This is a genomic window from Streptomyces sp. NPDC029139 (genome assembly GCF_055564335.1).
This window is the reverse complement of the sequence record NZ_JBVHWN010000012.1, coordinates 44,163-62,229: the sequence shown is the minus strand read 5'-3', so window position 1 is coordinate 62,229 and position 18,067 is coordinate 44,163. Positions and strand designations below refer to the sequence as shown.

At 72.7% G+C, this 18,067-nt stretch carries 11 protein-coding genes; 8 read left to right on the top strand and 3 right to left on the bottom strand.

What is annotated here, in order from left to right; all coding sequences use genetic code 11:
• The first annotated feature begins 35 nt into the window (after positions 1-35).
• Positions 36-1,454 carry an NAD(P)/FAD-dependent oxidoreductase gene (locus tag ACZ4VW_RS24470; RefSeq protein ID WP_467965851.1) on the top strand — a complete coding sequence of 473 codons (1,419 nt, stop codon included), beginning with the start codon at positions 36-38 and terminating at the stop codon, positions 1,452-1,454.
• Between the two features lie 42 nt (positions 1,455-1,496).
• Here the strand turns inward: ACZ4VW_RS24470 and ACZ4VW_RS24465 are convergent, their stop codons facing one another.
• The gene (locus ACZ4VW_RS24465; RefSeq protein ID WP_467965848.1) at positions 1,497-3,806 is read right to left on the bottom strand and encodes an MMPL family transporter; all 2,310 of its coding nucleotides are present in this window, start codon (positions 3,804-3,806) and stop codon (positions 1,497-1,499) included.
• Positions 3,807-4,208: 402 nt separating this feature from the next.
• Here ACZ4VW_RS24465 and ACZ4VW_RS24460 point away from each other — a divergent pair, with 402 nt between their 5' ends.
• Entirely contained in the window at positions 4,209-4,676 is a 468-nt protein-coding gene (locus ACZ4VW_RS24460; RefSeq protein ID WP_467965845.1) for a bifunctional DNA primase/polymerase, read from the top strand.
• A 67-nt stretch (positions 4,677-4,743) separates the two neighbouring features.
• Positions 4,744-6,561, top strand: coding sequence for a chitinase (locus ACZ4VW_RS24455; RefSeq protein ID WP_467965842.1), 1,818 nt, complete (start codon positions 4,744-4,746; stop codon positions 6,559-6,561).
• On the opposite strand, the gene ACZ4VW_RS24450 is transcribed toward ACZ4VW_RS24455, so the two are convergent.
• Complete coding sequence (locus ACZ4VW_RS24450; protein WP_467965840.1) at positions 6,527-6,976, bottom strand: phosphatase PAP2 family protein; 450 nt, start codon at positions 6,974-6,976, stop codon at positions 6,527-6,529. The two genes, ACZ4VW_RS24455 and ACZ4VW_RS24450, sit on opposite strands and share 35 nt — an antisense overlap.
• Positions 6,977-7,385: 409 nt before the next feature.
• Positions 7,386-8,720, bottom strand: a complete 1,335-nt coding sequence (gene gabT, locus ACZ4VW_RS24445) for a 4-aminobutyrate--2-oxoglutarate transaminase (protein WP_467965838.1) — start codon at positions 8,718-8,720, stop codon at positions 7,386-7,388.
• A gap of 217 nt (positions 8,721-8,937) precedes the next feature.
• On the opposite strand from gabT, the gene ACZ4VW_RS24440 reads away from it, so the two are divergent.
• From ACZ4VW_RS24440 to ACZ4VW_RS24420, 5 genes are all read left to right on the top strand, one after another.
• Complete coding sequence (locus ACZ4VW_RS24440) at positions 8,938-11,412, top strand: ATP/GTP-binding protein (RefSeq protein WP_467965836.1); 2,475 nt, start codon at positions 8,938-8,940, stop codon at positions 11,410-11,412.
• Positions 11,413-11,493: 81 nt separating this feature from the next.
• Complete coding sequence (locus ACZ4VW_RS24435; RefSeq protein WP_467965834.1) at positions 11,494-13,053, top strand: PucR family transcriptional regulator; 1,560 nt, start codon at positions 11,494-11,496, stop codon at positions 13,051-13,053.
• 103 nt (positions 13,054-13,156) lie between these two features.
• The gene (locus tag ACZ4VW_RS24430) at positions 13,157-14,116 is read left to right on the top strand and encodes an EamA family transporter (RefSeq protein WP_467965832.1); all 960 of its coding nucleotides are present in this window, start codon (positions 13,157-13,159) and stop codon (positions 14,114-14,116) included.
• A 349-nt stretch (positions 14,117-14,465) separates the two neighbouring features.
• A complete protein-coding gene (locus tag ACZ4VW_RS24425; RefSeq protein WP_467965830.1) occupies positions 14,466-15,911 on the top strand; it encodes an aldehyde dehydrogenase family protein in 1,446 nt (481 codons plus the stop codon).
• 188 nt (positions 15,912-16,099) lie between these two features.
• Positions 16,100-18,025 carry an acyl-CoA dehydrogenase family protein gene (locus tag ACZ4VW_RS24420; RefSeq protein WP_467965828.1) on the top strand — a complete coding sequence of 642 codons (1,926 nt, stop codon included), beginning with the start codon at positions 16,100-16,102 and terminating at the stop codon, positions 18,023-18,025.
• The last annotated feature ends 42 nt before the right edge of the window (positions 18,026-18,067 follow it).

Genomic DNA, 18,067 nt, shown 5'->3' with positions numbered 1-18,067 from the left:
AAGGCCCTGAACAGGCCCTGAAGGAGTTGGAAACCATGGCCCCAGTCGCCATGCGTAGTGCCGCACAGTCTCTCTCCGACGCCCAGCCCGTCCCCTTCTGGCTGGAAGACCCCGGCAAGCCCGGAGCCCTGCCCGCCCTCACCGGCACCGAGAAGTGCGACCTTCTCGTCGTCGGCGGCGGATACAGCGGACTGTGGACCGCGCTCCTCGCCAAGGAGCGGGACCCCTCCCGGGATGTCGTCCTGATCGAAGGCCGCGAGGTGGGCTGGGCCGCCTCGGGCCGCAACGGCGGCTTCTGCGCCGCCTCCCTCACCCACGGCTTCGGCAACGGACTCGCCCGCTGGCCGGGCGAGCTGCCGAAGCTGGAGAAGCTCGGCGAGCGCAACCTCGACGCCATCGAGGCGGCGGTCGCCCGCTACTCCCTCGACTGCGACTTCGAGCGCACCGGCGAGATCGACGTCGCCACCGAGCCGCACCAGCTCGAGGAACTCCACGAGGTGTACGCGGAGATCCAGCGGCTCGGTCTCGCGGACGGTCTCGACCTCCTCGACGCGGACGCCGTCCGCGCGGAGGTCGACTCCCCGACCTTCCTCGGCGGCCTGTGGGACCGGCGCGGCGTCGCCATGCTCAACCCGGCCAAGCTGGCGTGGGGCCTGAAGCGGGCGTGCGCGGAGCTGGGGGTGCGGATCTACGAGAACACCCCCGGCCTCGACCTCGTCTCCCTCGGCGCGGGCATGGGTGTGCGCACCCCGTACGGCCGGGTCCTGGCGCGGCGCGTGGCGCTCGGCACCAACGTCTTCCCCTCGCTGGTCAAGCGGGTCCGGCACTACACCGTCCCGGTCTACGACTACGCCCTGATGACCGAGCCGCTCTCGCCCGAGCAACTCGCCGCCGTCGGCTGGAAGAACCGGCAGGGACTCGGGGACAGCGCCAACCAGTTCCACTACTTCCGGATCACCGCCGACAACCGGATCCTGTGGGGCGGCTACGACGCGATCTACCCCTTCGGGGGCAAGGTCAGCGCCGAGATGGACCATCGCCCGGAGACGTATCTGAAGCTCGCCGAGCACTTCTTCCGCTGCTTCCCCCAGCTGGAGGGGCTGCGCTTCAGCCACGCCTGGGGCGGGGCGATCGACACCTGCTCGCGCTTCTCCGCGTTCTTCGGCACGGCCCACCAGGGGAAGGTGGCGTACGCGGCCGGCTTCACCGGTCTCGGCGTCGGTGCCACCCGCTTCGGCGGCGACGTGATGCTCGACCTCCTGGCCGGAGAGCGCACGGAGCGTACGGAGCTGGAGATGGTCCGCTCCAAGCCGCTGCCGTTCCCGCCCGAGCCGATCGCCTGGGCCGGTATCGGCATCACCAAGTGGTCGCTGGCCCGCGCCGACGAGAACGGCGGCCGGCGCAACCTGTGGCTGAAGGCCATGGACCGCCTGGGGCTGGGCTTCGACAGCTAGACCGGGTCCGGTGGATCGGGTCCGGACGCGGGCGCGACGGGGTCACGGCGTGTGCCGCGGCCCCGTCGCGCCGTTGCCGGTCAGGTCGGCGAGCTCGTCCTCGCCCTCCGTGTCCACGTGCGGCAGCACCCGGTCCAGCCACCGCGGCGTCCACCAGGCCGATGTGCCGAGCAGGGTCATCACGGCGGGCACCAGGAGCAGTCGCGCGATCGTCGCGTCGATCAGCACGCTCGCGGCGAGCCCGAGACCCAGCATCTTCACCACGATGTTGTCGCTGACGACGAAGGCGGCGAAGACGCTCACCATGATGAGCGCCGCGCAGGTGATGACGCGGGCGGTGATCTCCAGCGCGTGCGCGACACTGGCCTTCGCGTCCCCGGTGCGCAGCCATGCCTCGTGGACCCGGGACAGCAGGAAGATCTCGTAGTCCATGCTCAGCCCGAAGACGATCGCGAACATCATCATCGGGACGTAGCTCTCGATGGGCACCTTGCCGGAGACACCGAGCGCCGGGCCGCCCCAGCCCCACTGGAAGACGGCGACGACGACCCCGTAGGACGCGCCGATCGACAGCAGGTTCAGCACGGCGGCCTTGGCGGCGACCAGCGGCCCCCGGAAGACGACCAGGATGACCAGGAACGCCAGGGCCACGACCACCGCGATGATGAGCGGCAGCCGGCTGGAGACGATGTCGAGGAAGTCGACCTGGGCGGCGGTGGTCCCGGTGACGTATGTGGCGGCGTCGTCGCCGGCGACGGCCTTCGGCAGCGCCGTGTCGACCAGTTCGTCGACCAGCCGCGTGGTGCGCTCGTCCTGCGGCGCGGCGACCGAGTAGGCGGTGGACAGCAGGACGTCCCCGTCGGAGGTGGGCGTGAGCGGGGTGATCAGGGCGGCGTCGGGGACCCCGGTGAGAGCCTTCTGCGCCTGCGTGAGGAGGGCGGCCCGGTCGGCCTCGGGCACCTTCGTCTGGTCGATCACCAGCGTCAGCGGCCCGTTGGAGCCGGGACCGAAGGCCGAGGACATCAGATCGAAGGCGCGCCGGTCGGTGAACGACTCCGGGTCCGCGCCGTCGCCGATGTGTCCGAGCTGCATGAAGAACATCGGCAGGGCGAGGACGACGAGCGAGACGACACCGGCGGCCAGGAACCACCAGGGGCGGCGCTCCACCCGCTGGGCGTAGCGGTGCCAGGTGCCGTGGGCTTCTCCGTTCGTGTTTCCGTCTCCGTCGGAGGCTTCGGTCTCGGCGACCGGGGTGCGCACCCTCAGCCGGTCGATCCGGCGCCCGATCAGCCCGAGCATCGCCGGTACGAGGGTCAGCGCGCCGATCACGGCGGTGACGACCGTCGCGGTCGCGGCCAGGCCGAGCAGTCCGATGAAGGTCAGCCCGCTGACCCACAGCCCGGACAGGGCGATGACGACGGTGCAGCCCGAGACGAGGACGGCCCGGCCGCTGGTCGCGGTGGCCTTCCCGGCGGCGCTCACCGGGTCCACGCCGTTCATCAGCAGCTGGCGGTGCCGGGTGATCAGGAACAGCGCGTAGTCGATACCGACACCGATGCCGATCATGGTCGCCAGCGTCGGGGAGACGGTCGCGAAGGTCCACACGGCGGCGAGCAGGCCGAGCAGCCCCAGTCCGCAGACGGTCGCGAGCAGCGCGGTGACCAGGGGCAGCACGGCGGCCAGCAGGCTGCCGAAGCCGATCAGGAGCACGACGATCGCGACCCCGAACCCGATCGCCTCGCTGACCCGGTCGTCCGCCTCGGGCCGTGCCAGCTCCCCCAGCGACCCGCCGTACTCGACCTGGACACCGGCGGAACGCAGCGGCTTCACCGCGCTGTCGACACCGTCCAGGTAGTCGTCGCCGAGGGTGGCGGGCTGGACGTCGAAGCGGACCGTGATGTAGCCGGTTCTGCCGTCGGTCGACAGGGGGCCGACGTCGGGAGTGCCCGGGGGCGGGGAGGGCGGCTGGGTTCCGGGCGCGGGCAGCGGGCTCGTGGCGTTCAGGACGTGCGGGAGCTTCTTCAGCGCGTCCACGGCGGACGAGACCTGGTCGCCGGAGTCGGTGAGCGGCTTCGCCGCGTCGCGCAGCACCACCTGCGCGCTGTAGCCGCCGGCGGCCGGTTCGTGGGCCCGGAGCACGTCGAGTCCCTTCTGGGACTGGGCTCCGGGCAGCGCGTAGTTGTCGGAGTACTCGCCGCCGTACGCGTGCTGAAGCACCAGCAGCCCGGCGAGCCCGACGATCCACGCGGCGATCACGGTGACGAAGTGACGGGCCGACCACGCACCGATGCGCCACAGCAGCCCCTTCCGCCGATGGCCCCGCACGCCGCTCGACGGAGAGGGGAAGGTCATGGGTACTCCCGGTGCGGAGGCGGTGCGGAGGCGGTGCGGAGGCGGTGCGGAGGCGGTGCGGAGGCGGTGCGGAGGCGGGCCTGGAGGCGGTGCGGAGCGGTGCCGAGTCGTGCGGAGGAGGCGCGGAGGGCCATACGACCAGGAGGGCCATACGACCACGCGGAGAGCGCTGGGCCGCGGAAGCCGCCGGTCCGGACCGCCGCCGTCCACCCGATCGGGTGGACGGCGGCGAAGCGTGGCCCGGTCGCACGCGCCGGATGCGCGCCCCCCGCGCACACCACTCCGTGACGGTGTGACCCAGTTCACCACCCACGAGTCGCCCGAACCCGCGTAATGATCGTCGCCCACCCCGCTCTCTGCGTGTGGACATCGCGTTCGCACACGGAATGGAGGCCATGGGCAATGACTGGTTCGGGGGCCAAGGCCGCAGTGGAGTGGCTGGCGTCGGTGGCGCCGGATCCCGACGCCTGCCGGTGGGAGTGGGAGCGCAACCCGCTCGGGGTGGCGCTGCTGCCCGCCGGCAGGCGCTGGGACGTGCTGATCCTTCCCGGGGAGCTCGGCTGCCCCACGCTCGATGTGCTGAGCCGGCTCGTGGCGCGGCCCGGACCCGTCCTCGCCGACTTCGGTGAGGCTCGTACGGGCTTCTTCGTTCCGCCCGGCACCGCCGCGCGCTGGCTCGGGACGGGGGTGCGCAGCGCGGGTCGTGGCACCTGGATCGTCGTCCCGTACCCCGGACGCGCGACCGGTGGGGTGCGCTGGCTGATCCCGCCCGACGGCAGCGGGACGCTCACGGACAGCTCGCTCCTTGAGCTGGCGATGCACGAGGCGGCGGGCCGACTGGCGCGCGGTCAGGGGGAACAGAGGTCTTGACCACTTGATTGGTCTGGACCATGCTGTGGCGCGCTCCACCTCGATTCCCCCACCCCCGGAGGCAGTTGTGGACCGCGGCCCCTCACGCACCAGATCCCTCGTCCTCGCGCTGGCGGGCGTCCTCGCCGCCGGCGGAATCGTCGCCCTCACCCCCGCGGCCCAGGCGGCCGACACCGACCTCGCACGCAACGGCGGCTTCGAATCCGGAATGGACGGCTGGAGCTGTACGGCGGGCAGCGGAGCCGTCGTCGCCTCGCCCGTGCACGGGGGGACGAAGGCGCTGCGGGCGACACCCGCCGGCAGCGACCACGCCAAGTGCTCCCAGACCGTCACTGTCCGGCCGAACTCCACGTACACGCTGAGCGGCTGGGTGCGCGGCAGCTACGTGTACCTCGGCGCGTCCGGGACCGGCACCACCGACGTCTCCACCTGGACGCAGTCCGCCCCCGACTGGCAGAAGCTGAGCACCACCTTCACCACCGGGGCCTCGACGACCTCCGTGACGATGTACACCCACGGCTGGTACGGCACGGGCGCCTACCACGCGGACGACCTCTCGCTCACCGGCCCGGGCGGTACCCCCGTCGAGATTCCCGCGGCCCCCGCCGGGCTCACCGTGGCCGGCTCCCCGACCTCCTCGTCGGTGGCGCTGAGCTGGGCCCCGGCCTCCGGCGCGACCTCGTACCGGCTGTACCGGGACGGCCTCCCGACGGCGACGGTCACCGGCACCTCGGCCACCGCGACGGGCCTCGCGCCCTCCACCTCGTACACCTTCCGGGTCTCGGCCGTGAACAGCGCGGGCGAGTCGCCGCCGTCACCGCCGGTGACGGCGACCACGGCGGCCGGCGGCGGGAACCCGGGCGGCGGACTCCCCGCCCACGCGCTCGTCGGCTACCTCCACGCGAGCTTCGCCAACGGCTCCGGCCACACCCGGATGGCCGACGTCCCCGACTCCTGGGACGTCATCAACCTCGCCTTCGGCGAACCGACCTCGGTGACCTCGGGCGACATCCGCTTCAGCCTGTGCCCACGCACGGAATGCCCGACCGTGGAGTCACCCGAGGAGTTCAAGGCGGCGATCAAGGCCAAGCAGGCCGCCGGCAAGAAGGTCCTGATCTCCATCGGCGGCCAGAACGGCCAGGTGCAGCTCTCGACCACGGCCGCCCGGGACGCCTTCGTCTCCTCCGTCTCGAAGATCATCGGCGAGTACGGGCTCGACGGCCTGGACATCGACTTCGAGGGCCACTCCCTGTCCCTCCAGACCGGCGACACCGACTTCCGCAACCCGACCTCGCCGGTCGTCGTCAACCTGATCTCGGCGGTGCGGACCCTCAAGGCGAAGTACGGCTCCGGCTTCGTCCTGACCATGGCCCCGGAGACCTTCTTCGTCCAGCTCGGCCACCAGTACTACGGCTCCGGCCCCTGGGGCGGCCAGGACCCGCGCGCCGGCGCCTACCTCCCGGTCATCCACGCCCTGCGCGACGACCTCACCCTGCTGCACGTCCAGGACTACAACTCGGGCCCGATCATGGGCCTCGACGGCCAGTACCACTCCATGGGCGGCGCGGACTTCCACATCGCCATGACCGACATGCTCCTCGCCGGCTTCCCGGTCGCCGGCAACACCGACCGCGTCTTCCCGCCCCTCCGCCCGGACCAGATCGCCATCGGTCTCCCCGCCTCCCCCCAGGCGGGCAACGGCCACACGACCCCGTCCGAGGTGAACAAGGCCCTGAACTGCCTCACGAAGAACACCGACTGCGGCACCTACCGCACCCACGGCACCTGGCCGGGCCTGCGCGGCCTGATGACCTGGTCGATCAACTGGGACCGGTTCAACGGCGGGGAGTTCAGCCGGAACTTCGACGCGTACCGCTGGAGCTGAGGGCCAGGAGCGGCAACCCCAGGCAGAGGCCGGCCAGTACGTCCAGGGGCCAGTGGTAGCCGCGCAGGATCAGGCCGGTCCCCGTCAGTGCCGTCAGGACGGCCGCGACGGGGATCAGCCGGTTCGAGACCAGGAAGGCCGCGCCGAAGTAGGCGATCATCGCCGTGGCCGTGTGGCCCGACGGGTAGTAGCCCGCGGCCCACGGCTCCAGCGGGCCCGGACGGGCCGTCCACTCCTTCATGGGGATGACCAGCGCCGGTACGAGAACCATCGCGAGGCCCGCGTACAGCGCCTGGGCGCGACGGCCGCGGAAGACCGCGTACGCCATCGCGCAGCCGAGAACGGGGAGCGCGACCGTCAGATTGCCGAGATCGGCGCCGAGTTCGGAGAGCCGGCGGGGGACCGTGTCCACCACGGCGCGCGAGACGCGCTCGTCCAGCCGGGCGAGCGGCCCTTCGACGAGGACCTGCCAGGTGACGACGGCGAGCAGAACGACCGCCGAGAAGACAGCCGGCCTCCCCGGAACAGGGGGGGTGGTTCCGGGGAGGCCGCCTTGACCGGGCTGCCGCGCGCCCCGGGGGGTGTGGGGCGGGCGGCCATCCGATCGGTGAGGAGTTCCGGAGCCAGAGGCTCCAGCGGTGTGCGCGAAGGCACGGCCAAGGCGGGGCTGGGGAGGCTCCGCCCTGGAGTCGCCTGCAGTTTCCTGCGAGCGGGGTGTTTCTCTCATCTGCAGAAACCGTACGGCAGAGAAAGGGGGACCGACAGCCGGATCTCCATCCCGCCATCGGCCCCCCACAGCTTCTTCACACCGTGTGCCGTACGCCTCAGATTCCGGCGAACGCGTTCTCGATGATGTCGAGGCCCTCGTTCAGCAGGTCCTCGCCGATGACCAGCGGCGGCAGGAAGCGCAGCACGTTGCCGTAGGTGCCGCAGGTCAGGACCAGCAGGCCCTCGGCGTGGCAGGCCTTCGCCAGCGCGCCCGCGGCCTCCGGGTTCGGCTCCTTGGTGGCGCGGTCCTTGACCAGCTCGATGGCGATCATGGCACCGCGCCCGCGGATGTCACCGATGGCGTCGAACTTCTCGGCCATCGCCGACAGGCGGGCCTTCATGACCGACTCGATCTTCTTCGCCTTGGCGTTGAGGTCGAGCTCCTTCATGGTCTCGATGGAGCCGAGCGCACCGGCGCAGGCCACCGGGTTACCGCCGTAGGTGCCGCCCAGGCCACCACCGTGGACGGAGTCCATGATCTCGGCGCGGCCGGTGACGGCGGCGAGCGGCAGGCCGCCCGCGATGCCCTTGGCGGTCGTGATCAGGTCGGGGACGATGCCCTCGTCCTCACAGGCGAACCACTGGCCGGTACGGCAGAAGCCGGACTGGATCTCGTCGGCGACGAAGACGATGCCGTTGTCGTTGGCGAACTTCACGATCGCCGGCAGGAAGCCCTTGGCCGGCTCGATGAAGCCGCCCTCGCCGAGGACCGGCTCGATGATGATCGCGGCGACGTTCTCGGCGCCGATCTGCTTGGTGATGTTGTCGATCGCCTGGGCGGCGGCCTCGGGGCCGCAGTTCTCCGGGCCGGTGGGCCAGCGGTAGCCGTAGGCGACCGGCACGCGGTAGACCTCGGGCGCGAACGGACCGAAGCCGTGCTTGTACGGCATGTTCTTCGCCGTGAGCGCCATGGTGAGGTTGGTGCGGCCGTGGTAGCCGTGGTCGAAGACGACGACGGCCTGGCGCTTGGTGTACGAGCGGGCGATCTTGACCGCGTTCTCGACGGCCTCGGCGCCGGAGTTGAACAGCGCGGACTTCTTGGCGTGGTCGCCCGGGGTCAGCTCGGCGAGCGCCTCGCAGACCTCGACGTAGCCCTCGTACGGCGTGACCATGAAGCAGGTGTGCGTGAAGTCGGCGAGCTGCGCGGCGGCGCGGCGGACCACGGCCTCGGCGGAGGCGCCGACGGAGGTCACGGCGATGCCGGAGCCGAAGTCGATGAGGCGGTTGCCGTCGACGTCCTCGATGATGCCGCCGCCGGCCTTCGCGGTGAAGACGGGCAGCACGGAGCCCACGCCGCCGGCCACGGTGTCGAGGCGGCGGGCCTGAAGCTCCTGCGACTTCGGACCGGGAATGGCGGTGACGACGCGCCGCTCCTGCGGGACAGCGTTCATGCGGGGCTCCTGGGGGTGTTCTGGACGCACTTGTGGGTTTCTTCCGCAGGCTAGGCGCGGGGGAGGGGCGCGGGCATGCGCCGATCGGGAGTGTTGGGGGGTGTGTCGTTGTCCGCGATGGACATGGCGACGCGGAAACCGCTCCGGGGCGGCCCGTGCCGACTAGATTGACGGTGGCACAGACGCGGCGACCTGGCTGGTCAGGGGGCAGGGGTTCATGGAGACCGAAGGCACGTACGAGTCACGCGACGCGCTCGGCGGAGCGGCGCCGCGTCCGGCACCCGGGTCCCCGCCCTCCGTCCCTCCGCACGTCCCACCCGTTCCCCCGCACGTCCCACCGGCCCCGCCCGTTCCGGGTCAGACCCCGCCGGTTCCGGCTCAGGCCCCGCCGGCCCCCCTCGCTCCGCCCTCGCCCCCGGCGTCGCAGGCGCCCGCCCGCCCGCCCGTCGTCGCCTGGCTGGACGCGCCGCGCACCGAGGCGGGCCTCGGTATCTGGCGGTACCGGCACGTGCCCGCCGAGCCGCCCCGCGAGCCGACGCGCCTGGCGCCCATCACCATCGCCGGGCTGCTGATCCCCCTCGCCCTCGGACTCTTCCTGTGGTCCGCCTACCGGCGCGGCACCGTCCCGTACCTCTGGGTCCCCCTGCAGACGCTCACCCCCGAGGACTGGTGGTACGCGGGCACCACCTCCCCCCGCGACTGGCACGGCGCCGAGGCGCACGTCGTCTACAGCGGCGTCTTCTTCGGCCTGCTCGTGTTCGCGATCGCCCGGCTCGGCTCGTGGGGCGCGGTGACCCGGCACTTCCTCGACCGGTTCCGTCCGCCCGTCCGGGCCGCGCTCACGGCCGCGGGAGCCCTCGTCGCCCTCGCCTTCGTCTGGCCGGAGGCCTTCGGCGCGGGCTGGGAGCCGCTTCCGGTCGCCAAGCCCGTGCTCTCCCTCGCCGCCCTGCTCGGGGGCGGGTACGACACGCTCACCTCACCGTTCCTCGTGTACCTCCTGTACACGCTGATCACCGCGGCCGTGGTGTGGCCATTCGCCCGGATCGGCGGCTGGGCGGCCTTCGTCCGCCAATGGCGGAGCCGCTCCGCCGACACCGCGCCCTCCCCGAGCGCCGCCCCGCAGACCCCCCGTTCCCAGTGGCCCCGGCTCCGCGCCGTCGGGGAACAGCGCGCGGCCGATCTGCTCACCGGCGAACTGCTCTCCGGCCGGATGAACGACGTCGACTGCGCCCGGGTGCGCCGGGCCTGGCGGCAGGCGGAGAACGACGCCCGGCGCCGCGCCTCCTTCGTCGACACCGTGCTCCGCCAGGGCGCCGCCGCCGGAGCACACCCCTCGGGCGCCCGTGACCTGCCGCACCGGGCGTCCACCCATGACCTGCTCGCCGGCCAGGTCAGGATCGGCCGGTACGTCGCCGAGGAGCGCAACCCGTTCGCCTACCACGGCGCCGGCCTGGCCCTCGACCCCGAACTGCTCGGCACCTCGTTCCTCGCGGTCGGGCCCTCCGGCGCCGGCAAGACCCGCTGCCTCACCGGGCCCGTCGTCGAGTCGCTCACCCTCCAGGCCCTCACCGGCGGCTGCGCCGTCGTCGCGGTCGGCGCCGCCGGGGCGCCGCTCGGCCCGGACGAGGCGTACGACGTCGTGGTCCGCCTCGGCGACCCGGCCTCCCCGTACGACCTCGACCTCTACGCGGGCGCGAGCGACCCCGACGAGGCCGCCGCCTTCCTCGCCGAGGGCCTCGTCGGCGACGTCGAGGGCGTCGAGACCCGGCGCGCCGCCACCGCGCTCGCCCAGCTGATCGGCCCCTACCGGGCCGCGTACGGCCACTTCCCGACCGTCCCGGCGCTGCGCGAGCTGCTCGAAGCGCGCCCCGAGACGCTCCGGGCGCTGCTCGACCTGCTGCCGCCGGACGGTGCGGAGGGGATGCGCCGCGAACTGGACTCCCGTATCCGGCAGGTGGGAACCGCCACCGACGTGGGCCCCGCGCTCGCCGACCGGCTCGCGTCCCTCGACCGGCCCGCGTTCGCCGACTTCTTCGGCGCCGGCAGCGACGTACGGCCGCTGTCCCTGCGTGCCGTCGCCCAGCACCCGCTCCGCGTGCGGGTCATGCTGCCGGAGGGCGGGCACGAGGAGGCCTCACGGCTGCTCACCCGGCTGCTCCTGGCCCAGTTCCAGACGGTCACCCGGACCGACACCGGACGCGCGCACTTCGTCTGCCTGGTCCTCGACGACGCGGCGGGCGCCCTCACCGCCGGCACCGTGCGCGGACTCCAGCACCTGCGGCCGCGCAACGCGGGCGTCGTCCTCTCGCTGCGCACCCTCGCGGAGGTGCCCGAGGCGCTGCACGGTCCACTCCTCGCCGTGGTCGGCTGCCGGATGGCGTTCGCCGGCATCACCACCTGGGACGCCCGGGCCTTCGCCGAGACGTGGGGCACCGAACGGGTGGAGGTCACCGAGGTGGCCCGGCACACGGTCTTCGCGGACCAGCCGATGACCCGTGCCTTCCACGCCCTGCGCAAGCTCGTCACCGGAAAGGCCGTGACCACCGACGCCGTCACCGTACGAGAGGTCGAACGCGAACGCTGGTCCGCCTCCGACCTCGCCCACGCCGTCCCCGCCGGCCACGCCGTGCTCTCCCTCACCCATGTGCGCGGCGAGCACACGCCACCGCTCCTCGTGGACCTGCGGAGCTGACGCGGGACGTGGTGGGCCCTGGCACAATCGGGGGCGCCGTTCGTCGGAGCGGCCTCCCTCCGCTCAAAGGTACGACGGTCCATGCCGCCCACCCTCGCCTCCCTCGTCCAGCACTCGGCCCTCAAACTCACCGTCCGCGCGGGTGAGGACCGCCTCGACACCCCCGTGCGCTGGGCCCACGTCAGCGAGCTCGCCGACCCCGTCCCGTACATGGAGGGCGGCGAGCTGCTGCTCACCACCGCGCTGACCCTGGACGCGGAGGACTCCGAGGCGATGCACCGCTATGTCCGGCGGCTGCTCGCCGCGGGCGTGGTCGGGCTCGGCTTCGCGATCGGCGTCAACTACGAGGACATCCCGCCGGCCCTCGTCGAAGCGGCGCGGGCCGAAGGGCTGCCGCTCCTCGAAGTGCCCCGGCGCACACCGTTCCTGGCCATCAGCAAGGCCGTCTCCGCGGCGATCGCGGCCGATCAGTACCGGGCCGTGACGGCCGGGTTCGAGGCTCAGCGCGAGCTGACCCGCGCCGCGCTCGCCGAGGGCCCGGACGCGGTGGTCGCCCGGCTCGCGGCGCACGTCGACGGCTGGGCGGCGCTGTACGACACCTCCGGCACCGTCCTCGCCGTGTGGCCCGAGTGGGCGGCGCGCCGGGCCGCCCGGCTGACCCCGGACGTCGAACGGCTCCGCGAGCGGCCCGCCCCGGCGAGCGCGGTGGTCGGTGGCACCGAAGACCGGGTCGAGCTGCAGTCGCTGGGCACCGGGCGGCGGGTCCGTGGCGCGCTGGCGGTCGGGACCGGAGCGCCGCTGGGCACGGCGGAACGGTACGCCGTGCACTCCGCCATCGCCCTGCTGACGCTGACCACCGAGCGCTCGCGCTCCCTGCAGGCCGCCGAGGGGCGGCTCGGCGCGGCGGTGCTGCGGATGATGCTGTCGGGCCAGCCGGACCACGCCCGGGCCGTGGCCGGGGATCTGTACGGCGGGCTCCTCGACGCGCCCTTCCGGCTGCTGATCGCCGAACCCGCCGCGGGGGAGCGGGAGGGCGAACCGCCGCTGCCGGTGCTGGCCGAGGGACTGGAGGCGGCCGCCGCCCGGGCGGGCGAGACCGTGCTGACCGTCCCGGAGGGCGAGGAACGGCTCCTCGTCCTGGCCGGCGACGGCGGCGCTGTCGTCGCGGCCTGCCAGGGGTACGCGGAGCGGGACGCGGAGGAGGCCGGTGTCGTCGTCGGCCTCTCGGCCCCCGCGGGGCCGATCGCGGCGGCGGCCGCGTACAAGCAGGCCGAGCAGGCGTTGTCGGTGGCCCGGCGGCGCGGGCGCGCACTGGTCGAGCACGAGGACCTGGCGGCCGGCTCGGTCCTTCCCCTGCTGGCCGACGACGCGGTCCGCGCCTTCGCCGACGGCATGCTGCGCGCCCTGTACGAGCACGACGCCACCGGACGCGGCGACCTCGTGGCCTCCCTGCGGGCCTGGCTCTCCCGCCACGGCCAGTGGGACGCGGCGGCGGCGGACCTCGGCGTCCACCGCCACACCCTGCGCTACCGGATGCGCCGCGTGGAGGAGATCCTGGGCCGGTCACTGGACGACGCCGACGTCCGGATGGAGCTCTGGCTGGCCCTCAAGGCCACGAGCACGGACACGGAGGAGCGCTGAGCGGCCGGGAAGGCCCCGCCATCCGCTCCGAACACGCCACTTCCTGCCCGATCACGGGCAAAAACATTGATCACTCGCCGCGGAACTCCTTACTCTCCAGGACATGACACACCCCGCGGCCGATCCCGCCTCCGACCGACGCGTCTCCCACCCCGCACCCGCCGCCCGCACCCCCCGCCGGATCTCCGGCGCCGTCTGGGCCGCCCTCGGGATCGTGTACGTCGTCTGGGGTTCCACCTACCTCGGGATCCGGATCGTCGTCGAAACCATGCCGCCGTTCCTGTCCGCCGGACTCCGCTTCGTCGTCGCCGGCCTCCTCCTCGCCGGGCTGATCGCCTGGCGTCAGGGCCCGTCCGCGCTCCGGATCAACCGCGCCCAGCTCGGCTCCGCCGCACTCGTCGGACTGCTCCTCCTCCTCGGCGGCAACGGCCTGATCGTCCTCGCCGAGACCTCCGTCCCCTCCGGTCTCGCCGCCCTGCTCGTCGCCGTCGTACCCGCCTGGGTCGTCGTCCTCAAGGCCGTCTTCGGACAGCGCCCCACCGCGGGCGGCGTCGCCGGCGTCCTCCTCGGCCTCGCCGGGCTCGCCGTCCTCACCCTCCCGGGGCTGAGCGGCGACGTCCGCATCAGCGGCGTCCTGCTCGTGATCGTCGCGACCCTGCTGTGGTCGGTGGGCTCGTTCTCGTCCGCCCACATCCCGATGCCCGCCAACCCCTTCACCGCCAGCGCGTACGAGATGGTCGCCGGCGGCCTCGGCTGCGCCGCGCTCGGACTGCTCCGCGGCGAGCAGCACGGCCTCGACCTCGCCGCGATCTCCACCCGTTCCTGGACCGCGCTCGCGTACCTGATCGTCTTCGGCTCGGTGATCGCCTTCACCGCGTACGCCTGGCTGCTGCAGACCGCTCCGCTCTCCCTCGTCGCCACCTACGCGTACGTCAACCCCGTCGTCGCCGTCCTCCTCGGCGCCCTCGTCCTGAGCGAGGCCCTCACCTGGCCCATCGCGATCGGCGGCGCCGTCGTCGTGGCCGGCGTCTGGCTGATCGTCTCGACGGAACGCAGAGGCTGACGCGGGGAAGGGTCCGTCGCCCGGCGCACAGGTGACGTACGAAAGGTCCGTCGCCCGGCGCACAGGTGACGTACGAAGGGCCCGGCAGTCGGCGCCAGGTGACGTACGAAGGGCCCGGCAGTCGGCGCCAGGTGACGTACGAAGGGTCCGACCCCCGACGCACCGGACGATCCGCCACCTGACGTCCGGGAACCCGGTTCGCTCGGCCGAGGAACCACTCCGCTTCGGCCAATCCGGCGAGACGGGCACGCCCACCACTCCACACCGGACAAACGACCGCACGCCCCCTCGGCCCTACCGTGGTGGCACCGAGACATTCGATCGATCGACACGAAAGGGCCGGGACGCAATGACTGCCACCCACGCCTTCTGGCTCGCCGGCCGCGAGGCCACCGGCGAGGACACCTTCGACGTCACCTCCTCCTGGGACGGCCGGCTCGTCGGCAGGGTGAGCGTGCCCACCGAGGCCCAGGTCGAGGAAGCGGTCGCCGCCGCGCACGCCGTCGTCGACGAGTTCGCCGCCACCCCGGCGCACGTCCGCGCCGCCGCCCTGGACCACGTGTCGAAGCGTCTCGCCGAGCGCACCGAGGAGATCGCCCAGGTGATCTCCGCCGAGAACGGCAAGCCCATCAAGTGGGCCCGCGGCGAGGTCGGCCGCGCCGTCTCCGTGTTCCGCTTCGCCGCCGAGGAGGCCCGCCGCTTCAACGGCGGCGAGGCCCAGCGCCTCGACACCGAGGCCGGTGGCGTCGGCCGTCTGGCGATCACCCGCCGCATCCCGAAGGGTGTCGTCCTCGGCATCGCGCCGTTCAACTTCCCGCTGAACCTCAGCGCCCACAAGGTCGCCCCGGCCATCGCCGTCGGCGCCCCCATCATCCTCAAGCCGGCCCCGGCCACCCCCATCTCGTCCCTGATCCTGGGCGAGCTGCTGGCCGAGACCGACCTGCCCGCCGGCTCCTGGTCCGTCCTGACCGTGCCGAACGACCGGATGCCCGCCCTCGTCCAGGACGAGCGCCTCCCGGTGATCTCCTTCACCGGCTCCGACAAGGTCGGCTACGCCATCCAGGAGTCCGTGCCGCACAAGCACTGCACCCTGGAGCTCGGCGGCAACGCCGCCGCCGTCGTCCTCGGCGACTGGGCCTCCGAGCAGGACCTGGACTGGGCGGCGAGCCGTATCGCCACCTTCTCCAACTACCAGGGCGGCCAGTCCTGCATCTCCGTGCAGCGCGTGATCGCCGACGCCTCGGTCTACGACCGGCTCGTCCCGAAGATCGTCGCCGCCGTCGAGGCCCAGGTCACCGGTGACCCGACCGACGCCACCACCGACGTCGGCCCGCTGGTCGACGAGAACGCCGCCAAGCGCGTCGAGTCCTGGGTCGACGAGGCCGTCCAGGCCGGGGCGAAGCTCCTCACCGGCGGCAAGCGCGAGGGCGCGACCTACGCCCCGACCGTCCTCACCGACCTCCCGGCCGACGTCACCCTGGCCCGCGCCGAGGTCTTCGGCCCGGTCCTCACCATCGCCAAGGTCGACGGCGAGGCCGAGGCCTTCGCCGCCGTCAACGACTCGGACTTCGGCCTCCAGGCCGGCGTCTTCACCCACGACCTGCAGACCGCCTTCCGCGCCCACCGCGCGCTGGAGGTCGGCGGCGTGATCATCGGCGACGTCCCGTCCTACCGCGCCGACCAGATGCCGTACGGCGGCGCCAAGAAGTCCGGCGTCGGCCGCGAGGGCGTCAAGTACGCGATGGACGACTACACGTACGAGCGCGTCCTGGTCCTCACGGGCCTCGCGCTGTAACACGTACGGACCATCCGTACGCCGCCACATGAGGAGCGGCGTACGGATCCGCGAGACCGGCGGCCGGAGCCCACTGTGCGGGGGCTCCGGCCGTCTTCGCGTTCCTGGTCGTCTATCGGTACGCGCGGAAATCGGGTACCACGGACGAGTAGCCACAAGCCCCCATCAGCGGCGAGGTGAGTTGGTTCATGTCCGCACCCACCCAGCGGCCCAAGGTCACGGAACGAGAAGCGCGTCAGGTCGCCGAGGCCGCGCGCGAGCAGGACTGGCGCAGACCCAGCTTCGCCAAGGAACTCTTCCTCGGCCGCTTCCGACTGGACCTCATCCACCCGCACCCGCTCCCCTCCGAGGAGGACGTACGGCGCGGCGAGGGCTTCCTCGCCAAGCTGCGGGAGTTCTGCGAGACGCGCATCGACGGGCGGCTGATCGAGCGCGAGGCCCGCATCCCCGACGAGGTCGTCGCCGGACTCAAGGACCTCGGCGCGTTCGGGATGAAGATCGACCCCAAGTACGGCGGGCTCGGCCTCACCCAGGTGTACTACAACCGCGCCCTCGCCCTCGTCGGCTCCGCGAGCCCCGCGATCGGCGCGCTGCTCTCGGCCCACCAGTCCATCGGCGTACCGCAGCCGCTGAAGATCTTCGGCACCCAGGAACAGCGCGACACCTACCTCCCGCGCCTCGCCCGCACCGACATCTCCGCCTTCCTCCTCACCGAACCCGACGTGGGCTCCGACCCGGCCCGGCTCGCCACGACAGCGGTCCCGGACGGCGACGACACCTACGTCATCGACGGGGTGAAGCTCTGGACGACCAACGGCGTCGTCGCCGACCTGCTCGTCGTCATGGCCCGGGTGCCGAAGTCCGAGGGCCACCGGGGCGGCATCACCGCCTTCGTCGTCGAGGCGGACACGCCCGGCATCACGGTCGAGCACCGCAACGCCTTCATGGGCCTACGGGGGCTCGAGAACGGCGTCACGCGCTTCCACGGCGTACGAGTTCCGGCGGCGAACCGCATCGGCCCCGAGGGCGCGGGCCTCAAGATCGCACTCACCACCCTCAACACCGGCCGGCTCTCGCTCCCCGCGATGTGCGTCGGGGCCGGCAAGTGGGCGCTGAAGATCGCCCGCGAATGGTCCGCCGTACGGGAGCAGTGGGGCAAGCCGGTCGCCCACCACGAGGCGGTCGGCACCAAGATCTCCTTCATCGCGGCGACCACGTTCGCCCTGGAGGCGGTCGTCGACCTCGCCTCGCAGATGGCCGACGAGGACCGCAACGACATCCGCATCGAGGCCGCGCTCGCCAAGCTCTACGGCTCCGAGATGGGCTGCCTCATCGCCGACGAACTGGTCCAGATCCGCGGCGGACGCGGGTACGAGACGGCGGACTCGCTGGCGGCCCGGGGCGAACGGGCCGTACCCGCCGAACAGCTCCTGCGCGACCTGCGGATCAACCGGATCTTCGAGGGCTCGACGGAGATCATGCACCTGCTCATCGCCCGCGAGGCGGTCGACGCGCACCTCGCCGTGGCCGGCGACATCATCGACCCGGAGAAGTCGCTGGGCGACAAGGCGAAGGCGGGGGCGCGGGCGGGTGGCTTCTACGCCCGCTGGCTGCCGAAGCTCGTCACCGGGCAGGGTCAGGTGCCGGGTGCCTACCGGGAGTTCGGTGAGCTGGCGAGCCATCTGCGGTACGTCGAGCGGACGTCGAGGAAGCTCGCCCGCTCGACCTTCTACGCCATGTCGCGGTGGCAGGGCCGGATGGAGCTGAAGCAGGCGTTCCTCGGACGGATCGTGGACATCGGCGCGGAGCTCTTCGCGATGAGCGCGGCGTGCGTACGGGCGGATCTGATGCGGTCGACGGGGGACCACGGCCGCGAGGCGCAGGCGCTCGCCGACGCGTTCTGCCGTCAGGCACGGCTTCGGGTGGAGGAGCTCTTCGGCCGCCTCTGGTCCAACACGGACGACCTCGACCGGAAGGTGGTGGACGCGGTCCTCGCGGGCCGCTTCGAGTGGCTGGAGGAAGGTGTGGTGGACGCGAGCGACGACGGCCCCTGGATCGCGGACGCGACCCCTGGCCCCTCGACGACGGCCGACGTCCACCGCAAGATCCCCTGACCCGGGGAGGCCGGGCACCCCGCGCGTGCGGTGCGGGGTGCC